At 57.1% G+C, this 6,892-nt stretch carries 10 protein-coding genes; 3 read left to right on the forward strand and 7 right to left on the reverse strand.

What is annotated here, in order from left to right; translation table 11 throughout:
* Window positions 1–6 precede the first annotated feature (6 nt).
* Both DCC24_RS03345 and DCC24_RS03350 read left to right on the forward strand, forming a co-directional pair.
* Window positions 7–1,002 carry a peptidoglycan recognition family protein gene (locus tag DCC24_RS03345; protein ID WP_110098477.1) on the forward strand — a complete coding sequence of 332 codons (996 nt, stop codon included), beginning with the start codon at window positions 7–9 and terminating at the stop codon, window positions 1,000–1,002.
* Window positions 1,002–1,352, forward strand: coding sequence for a hypothetical protein (locus DCC24_RS03350; RefSeq protein ID WP_110098478.1), 351 nt, complete (start codon window positions 1,002–1,004; stop codon window positions 1,350–1,352). Before DCC24_RS03345 ends, DCC24_RS03350 begins: the two co-directional genes overlap by 1 nt.
* A gap of 68 nt (window positions 1,353–1,420) precedes the next feature.
* Here DCC24_RS03350 and DCC24_RS03355 read toward each other — a convergent pair whose 3' ends face one another.
* The 6 genes from DCC24_RS03355 to DCC24_RS03380 all read right to left on the reverse strand — a co-directional run bounded on the left by DCC24_RS03355 (window position 1,421) and on the right by DCC24_RS03380 (window position 5,713).
* On the reverse strand, window positions 1,421–1,846 hold the full coding sequence (locus DCC24_RS03355) for a hypothetical protein (RefSeq protein WP_110098479.1): 426 nt from the start codon (window positions 1,844–1,846) through the stop codon (window positions 1,421–1,423).
* A 110-nt stretch (window positions 1,847–1,956) separates the two neighbouring features.
* The gene (locus DCC24_RS12600; protein ID WP_110098480.1) at window positions 1,957–2,154 is read right to left on the reverse strand and encodes a helix-turn-helix domain-containing protein; all 198 of its coding nucleotides are present in this window, start codon (window positions 2,152–2,154) and stop codon (window positions 1,957–1,959) included.
* The gene (locus DCC24_RS03365; protein ID WP_110098481.1) at window positions 2,151–2,543 is read right to left on the reverse strand and encodes a helix-turn-helix transcriptional regulator; all 393 of its coding nucleotides are present in this window, start codon (window positions 2,541–2,543) and stop codon (window positions 2,151–2,153) included. Before DCC24_RS03365 ends, DCC24_RS12600 begins: the two co-directional genes overlap by 4 nt.
* An 83-nt stretch (window positions 2,544–2,626) precedes the next feature.
* On the reverse strand, window positions 2,627–2,872 hold the full coding sequence (locus DCC24_RS03370) for a hypothetical protein (RefSeq protein ID WP_110098482.1): 246 nt from the start codon (window positions 2,870–2,872) through the stop codon (window positions 2,627–2,629).
* A gap of 367 nt (window positions 2,873–3,239) precedes the next feature.
* The gene (gene rpsD / locus DCC24_RS03375) at window positions 3,240–3,866 is read right to left on the reverse strand and encodes a 30S ribosomal protein S4 (protein ID WP_110098483.1); all 627 of its coding nucleotides are present in this window, start codon (window positions 3,864–3,866) and stop codon (window positions 3,240–3,242) included.
* Between the two features lie 293 nt (window positions 3,867–4,159).
* Entirely contained in the window at window positions 4,160–5,713 is a 1,554-nt protein-coding gene (locus DCC24_RS03380; RefSeq protein ID WP_110098484.1) for a replication-associated recombination protein A, read from the reverse strand.
* Between the two features lie 49 nt (window positions 5,714–5,762).
* On the opposite strand from DCC24_RS03380, the gene dtd reads away from it, so the two are divergent.
* Window positions 5,763–6,215: a D-aminoacyl-tRNA deacylase gene (dtd, locus tag DCC24_RS03385; protein ID WP_110098485.1), complete on the forward strand. Its 453-nt coding sequence runs from the start codon at window positions 5,763–5,765 to the stop codon at window positions 6,213–6,215.
* A gap of 181 nt (window positions 6,216–6,396) precedes the next feature.
* On the opposite strand, the gene DCC24_RS03390 is transcribed toward dtd, so the two are convergent.
* Window positions 6,397–6,892, reverse strand: a 496-nt coding sequence (locus DCC24_RS03390; protein ID WP_146206266.1) for a GNAT family N-acetyltransferase, incomplete at its 5' end; no start/stop codon positions are given.

Genomic DNA, 6,892 nt, shown 5'->3' on the forward strand with positions numbered 1-6,892 from the left:
CACAACATGCCCTACTACACAGGACTCGCGAGGGTAGCACGGACCACCGGCTACCCGGTCAAAGAAATCAGCGGATGGAAAACCCGCGGAAACGGCACCATGTCCCCTGTGCGGTCGGTGATGTGCCACCACACCGCCGGAGGCTCACGCGGGAACTACCCGTCCATGAATGTCGTCAAAAACGGGAGACCAGGTTTATCCGGACCACTAGCACACTACGGTATCGGACGCGACGGGACAATCTATGTCATCGCGGCCGGGATCGCCTATCACGCCGGCAAAGTCTCCAAAACCGCGTACACCAACAGGCACAGTATCGGGATCGAGGCAGAAAACACCGGCGCCGGCGAACGCTGGAGTGATAAACAGCTTGACGCGTACGTGAAACTCTGTCGGGCGCTCATCGACGAATTCGGTCTACCAGTATCCGATGTGGTCGGACACAAAGAAGCAGCAGTACCCAAGGGCCGAAAAGTGGACCCCGCTTTCATTAACCCTCGCATGTCGATGAACGATTTCCGCAGGTACGTGAAACGCGGGTACTACACAAAACCAGGCAAAACAACCGCGAAGAAAAACAACACCAGGAAGGATTGGCTCAGCATGGCCACAGAAGCACAACTACGCAAGATTATCCGCGAAGAAACACGGCTCGCCAAATGGTCGTACAAGCCTAAGAATGACGACTGGGACATGTGCGCGTACAACCGCGAAACATACAAGCTACTCAAAGACCTCAATAAAAAGGTAGCTAAGAAAGTGTGGGGCTACAAGAACCAGTACGCCAAACGCGACATCTATGGGTACGTCCGGGAGACCAATAAAGCGAGTGTAGCAACTCAGGGCGAGCTTGCAGGCATCCTCAAAGCACTGGAACAACTCTCTGAGGGCAAAAAAGTGAATCTGGCAGAAGTGCGGAAGGCCGCTCAAGAAGGTGTCGCGAAAGCTATCAAAGACCTAGAAGCCGACGTGACCCTCACGATCGGGCAGGAGGACGAATAATGCAAAAACGTACTGTAGGACCAGTCACCGGCGCGTCTGCTGTCGGTGGGTCGCTGGGTGCCGCAATCGCGCAAATTATTGTGCATTTCGCACCATCACTCCAGCCAGTGGAGACAGCGGTCACAGTGATTATTACCGCTGTTTTGGCGGTCATTGGTGGCTGGCTAGTACCCGCAGATAAGCGCCACCTGCTGACAGTGAATAGTGCGGACCCTGTCACCGTCGATGACCTAGAAGATGTAGATGATGTTCTCGTCCCGGAGGAACCCCCGGTAGACCATGCTGAACCAGTGTCGCATGGCCCCTCTGACCTGGGGGTTGACCCGGAAGACGCGGAACCCACCCGGTAAACAACAACACAAAGTAAGACCCCGCCCTGGCCTTGATTGGCTCGGGCGGGGCCTTTTTTTTGTTTCGATTATTTGCGGATAATCGTCAGAGGGTAACCATGAGTTTCAGAATCAATCTTGTATGACCAGTCAATGCTTCCCGGCTCAAAAGAGTAAAAAGCCTGCTCTTCATCGAGGAAGTCCCAATCGCCGGTCGCTTTCAGCTGTCCCATCATCCAGCGGACTGCGGACACTGCCAAAAAGTGGACGGTGCGGTAGTACTTTTTCAGGTCGTCGCCGTCCTGGGCCGGATCAATGCTGAGCACAGGGTTGAATTCTCCGATGACCTCGCGGGTGTCCTTGTCGAGGATTGTGCCGGATACAATGACTTCGGGCTCCTGGCCATTTGAGGCGATCGAGGGCAGAACCCGTTCTTTGTGCTCGACGGAGATTTGAATGATTGCGGTATCGATATCGGCGGGAAGGTCCTGGACTGCGGTGTGGATCAGGGTCATTTCTTATTCCTCTCTGTTAGGTTGGGAGCGTAACCTTGTGTTTTCCTCCCTACACCTCCACTATAACACATGTGTCATGATGGGTGCAAGTGGTAAAGGCAAAAACTCCCCTACTGTTTCATCATGCGCGACACTCTTGACTGAGACACACCAAGGAATTCAGCTATATCACACTGTGTATAACCATTTTCGCAAGCGTCGCGTAACAACTGAGCCCGTCTTGCCACCGCGCTAGTCACGCCCTGCTCAGCGTCCGCCACAGCCTGATGCGCCTCACCTACAGCACGTAACAGGTCGCTATCGGTCACGTTTCCTCCTCAGGAACAAAAAACAATCGCGCCCTATCAAGGTCACCTAACGCAAACAAAATATGACCAACCAGCGCGGTATGTTGCCTTACCGTCATATCGTCACCAAGAACGCGACGAGCAGTTTCAGCGCTACCGTACACCGCTAAATCCACGCTCTCAGCCTGGCCATACCCGGCTTCTAGCTCATCTACACCAGCTAAAACCTCGTCGATGATCTGCTGGTAACGCTCGTACAAACCGGTAACGTACTCTGATGCGATGCCTGGTGGCTGGTGCGATGATTCCCACCGCTGAGCAGACACAGGACGAACACCCAAATGTTTAGCCACATCTTCCGGTGTTAAACCTAGACTCATTCTCAGCACACGGTAGGTAGCTGAGTTCATCTTTCCTCCAAAGAAAACCGGCCCGTTCGCCTCCCCCTTCGTGGGGAACGACGGGCCGAGCGATCAATCATCGTTATATACGATTACCAGCCCCACCGCTCACGATCAGCGATCATTTTTTGACGGGCATTGGTAATCTTCGTCCAGTAGGTTTTCTCGGCCAGGTTCTGTGCTGTCCACCGGCATCCGCAAGCACAACCTAGCTCGTATTGGTCCTCAAATACCATCATTGAGAGCTGTTCGCCCGCATAGTATGGGTGGCCGAACTCGTCAATTTGCATGAGTGCGTTAACATGCTGGCAAGCGTTGTCTAAAGCTTTTGCAGTCATTGTTTAGTCCTCTCTACAGGTAAGGAACCTAGCCTTGTTGCTTTCTTCCTTATACCTTCACTATACTACATGTGTCATAAGGTGTGCAAGTGGTAAAGACAAAATTATTTCCCATCGCATCTCATCGCTACCCATCGCTACGTGGCTGGGACTCAAGTAGGACTAATGGGACTGGGCTTGTGGCGGTCGAGGACAACCACCAAAAACCGCCACACAATTTGTGGCTGTCCTGTGGCGGTCAAGACCCAACACGCCCCCACATCACACACCACCAGGCCACACCCGAAACACCAGCAAAACCCGCACAAAAAAAGGGGACCCGCCAGATAACACCAATCCGGCGAGCCCCCACAAAAACACCCAAAAATTAGCGCGAGTAATGTTCAACCACGAGATTTTCCTGGATGCTGACGGGAACTTCAGAGCGTTCCGGGGTCCGAACCAGGCGAGCACGCAACTTGTCGATTTCCACGTCGAGGTAGCCGGGAACGTCGGGAAGCACTTCCTGGTGAGCGCCGGTGGCAGCAATCTGGAAGGGCACCATGGTTTCCGAGCGCTCGTGAACGTGGATCAGCTGGCCTTCTTTGACCTGGAAGGAGGGGCGGTCCACACGCTGACCGTCAACCAGGATGTGGCGGTGGACCACCAACTGACGAGCCTGAGCGATGGTGCGTGCGAAACCGGCACGTAACACCAGGGCATCTAGACGGGATTCCAGCAGGGTAATGAGGTTTTCACCGGCCTGACCGCTACGCCGCTTCGCTTCGGCGAAGTAACGGCGCATCTGGGCCTCACGCACGTTGTACAGTGCGCGCAACCGTTGCTTTTCCTTCAGACGAACCGAGTAGTCTGAGTCGGCGCGACGACGAGCGCGACCGTGCTGACCGGGGCCGTAGGGACGGCGCTCCATGTACTTTTCGGCTTTAGGAGTCAGGGCAATGCCGAGTGCGCGTGAGTGGCGCACCGTGCGGCGAGAACGCAAGTTCTTAGTCATGAATCAACTTTCTTGTCATACGGCAATGTCATGTTTGTTCCACTCGCTCGACAAGAACCGGAGGTTTCCGGGATACACAGCGAGCGTTCCTGGCCTCCCATATCATCTTCGGGAGAGCTGAGGGGTTTGCCGTCACCCGTCATCACTACCATTGCATCGTGGGCCCGGTGCAAACGCGGGTCCTGCGGTGAATGTGCCAGACTTGTCTACCTTATCAGAGATCGTCGCCGGCACCGAACCTCACCGAGCATCCTGACGGTGGTGTTGGTCTCGTGGACGCTTCTGGCCCTTGCTTAGTCCTGACTCGTGACGTCGTCGCGCTTGTCGTGGTTCTCGTGGTCGTTTTGTTCCGACTGCGCGGTCGGTACAGTCTTGTCCCTCGTGGTCGTTGTGGAAGTCTCAGCTTGTCGTGGCGCACTGGGATGACCGCGAAGAATATCGCGGAGCACCGGTAGCCGTTCGGAGAGGGAACGTTCCACGCCGTTGGTTGTTGGATGGTAGTACTCCCGGTTTCTCAACGTGTCGGGCAGGTACTGCTGGGTGGCGATGCTGTGCGGGGCCTCGTGGGCGTACCGGTAGCCAACACCGTGTCCGAGTGCCTTGGCTCCGGGGTAGTGACTATCGCGCAGGTGGGTTGGCACGACCCCGGAGCGACCCGCGCGGACATCGGCGATGGCCTCGTTAATGCCTTGATAGGCCCGATTGGATTTGGGCGCGGTCGCCAGATGGACGACGGCTTCAGCCAGGATGATCCGCCCTTCGGGCATCCCGATTAACTGCACCGCTTGAGCGGCTGCGACCGCAGTTTGCAAAGCGGTAGGGTCAGCCATCCCAACGTCCTCGGAAGCCAGAATAATCAGCCGGCGGGCAATGAATCGGGGGTCCTCACCGGCTTCAATCATGCGCGCCAGATAATGTAGCCCCGCATCCACATCCGAGCCCCGAATGGATTTAATGAACGCCGAGATCACGTCGTAGTGCTGGTCACCGTCTTTGTCGTAACGTAGCACCGCCCGGTCCATCGCCTGGGCTGCATCTTCTTCGGTGATCACCGGCACGCTGGGTTGCTCACCCTGTTCGGAGGTGGCAGAGGACTCCGGGGCGTGGTCGAGTGCCACCCCGGCGGAAGCCTCCAGTGTGGTCAGTGCGCGACGGGCGTCCCCGGACGCCATACGCACCAGGTAGTCCAGGGCTTGGTCGGACAGTGACACGGCGGAATTCAGACCGCGTTCATCGCTGACGGCTCGGGTGATCAGCCCGGAGATATCGTCGTCAGTCAACGGCTGCAAGGTCAATAACAGGGACCGAGATAATAAGGGGGCAACCACGGAGAAGGAGGGGTTCTCGGTGGTTGCTGCCACCAGCACCACCCAGCGGTTCTCGACCCCCGGTAGCAACGCATCTTGTTGGGCCTTATTGAACCGGTGAATCTCGTCGAGAAACAACACTGTGGTCCGACCGTAGAGATCTCGATCGTTCAGAGCTTGGTCCATGACCCGCCGCACGTCTTTGACACCCGAAGAAATCGCCGATAACTCCACGAACTTCCGTCCTTCGCCCCGGGCAATGACATGCGCCAGCGTGGTTTTGCCGGTTCCAGGAGGACCGTAGAGAATCACCGAGGCTGGTCCGGCGGCACGTCCCCCGGTGCTGGGTTCTCCCCCGGCCAGATTCCGTAGTGGCGAGCCCGGGGTCAACAGGTGCTGTTGTCCAACGACTTCGTCGATGGTTCGCGGTCGCATCCGCACCGCCAGTGGCGCTTGGGCTCCCCCAGCTCGATGAGTGTCGATTCCTGCCGGAGCCTGATCACCGGCATCATCGTGCATCGAACTAAACAAATCAGCCATGGTCTTCATTCTAGTAAGCGCCCGCCAACGACTGGGTACACTGTGCGCTATGCGCGCAGTGGTTCAAGTTGCTTCACAGGCCCAGGTCACCGTCGGCGAGGAGGTTATTGGACAGTTGCACCAACCAGGGCTGGTAGTCCTGCTCGGTATCAACACCACAGACACCGAGCAGGACGCGACCGCTGTCGCGACAAAGCTCTTCGGGCTACGGATCTTGGAGGGGGAAACGTCGGCGGAATCAACCGGTGCACCCTTGTTGGTCATTTCTCAATTCACCCTCTACGGGGACGTCCGCAAGGGCCGTCGCCCCTCCTGGTCGGCGGCAGCCCGCCCCGAGGTATCCAAACCACTGTATGAGTATTTTGTCTCGACGCTACGGGACCTGGGGGCCGATGTGCAGACCGGTGAGTTCGGGGCGAAGATGGAGGTCTCCTTAACCAATTCCGGGCCGTTCACGATCGTGATTGACTCTGATGACCTCAAGCGCCCCCGCCGTGGGTAAGCCCCCCGTTACCTTTTAGGTGTCACTGGTTTTCGGCAGGATGTGCGGTGTAGGTAGCCGGGTGGTTCACGTGCGCGGAGTGGGCGAGCCCCCTAAACCGTCGCCACTGTGCTGAATCTTGGACACGGACCAAATTGAACGGATCGTCGGATTTCGCGCCTGCACGCAATCGTGGTCGCTGTCAGATCAGTTCCGTCTTTCCCCGACCGTACTGGTCCGGTGTTGTCCCGACCTGTACGAATCCCTGCCAAGAGAATAAGGTCCGGACGTCATGGGGAGCCACATTCAATAGTGCCTCTCCTGCGCCACGGCGCCGAGCTGAAGGGTCGACGATCAGGGGGCTGATCTTGGCAGTGCCGTGACGCTTGATCACGAGGTTGATGTAGCCGATCGGGCGGCCTCCAGGCTCTTGTCTGGCGACATATCCCAGTTGGGCGAGAGAGTTGAAGCCGTTGGCGTCTTGTCCATTTGCGCGGTGGGCGTTGATCAGGCGAGTGAGATGCGCGTCGTGATCGCCGTCGTAGTGAGGTTCCAGAGTGCTGACGAACAAGCCACGGAGAGCGTCAAAGTCACTCTTCTGAGGCTGTTCGACGATGAAGTCATCGGTCATGACCTTGCCACCTTCCTGCGCTGACCGGTAGGCGACTGCGGTGCTGACGAGCCACCGCTCAGCGCTT

It is taken from the genome of Auritidibacter sp. NML100628, from assembly GCF_003185985.1.
Taxonomy (GTDB): Bacteria; Actinomycetota; Actinomycetes; order Actinomycetales; family Micrococcaceae; genus Auritidibacter; species Auritidibacter ignavus.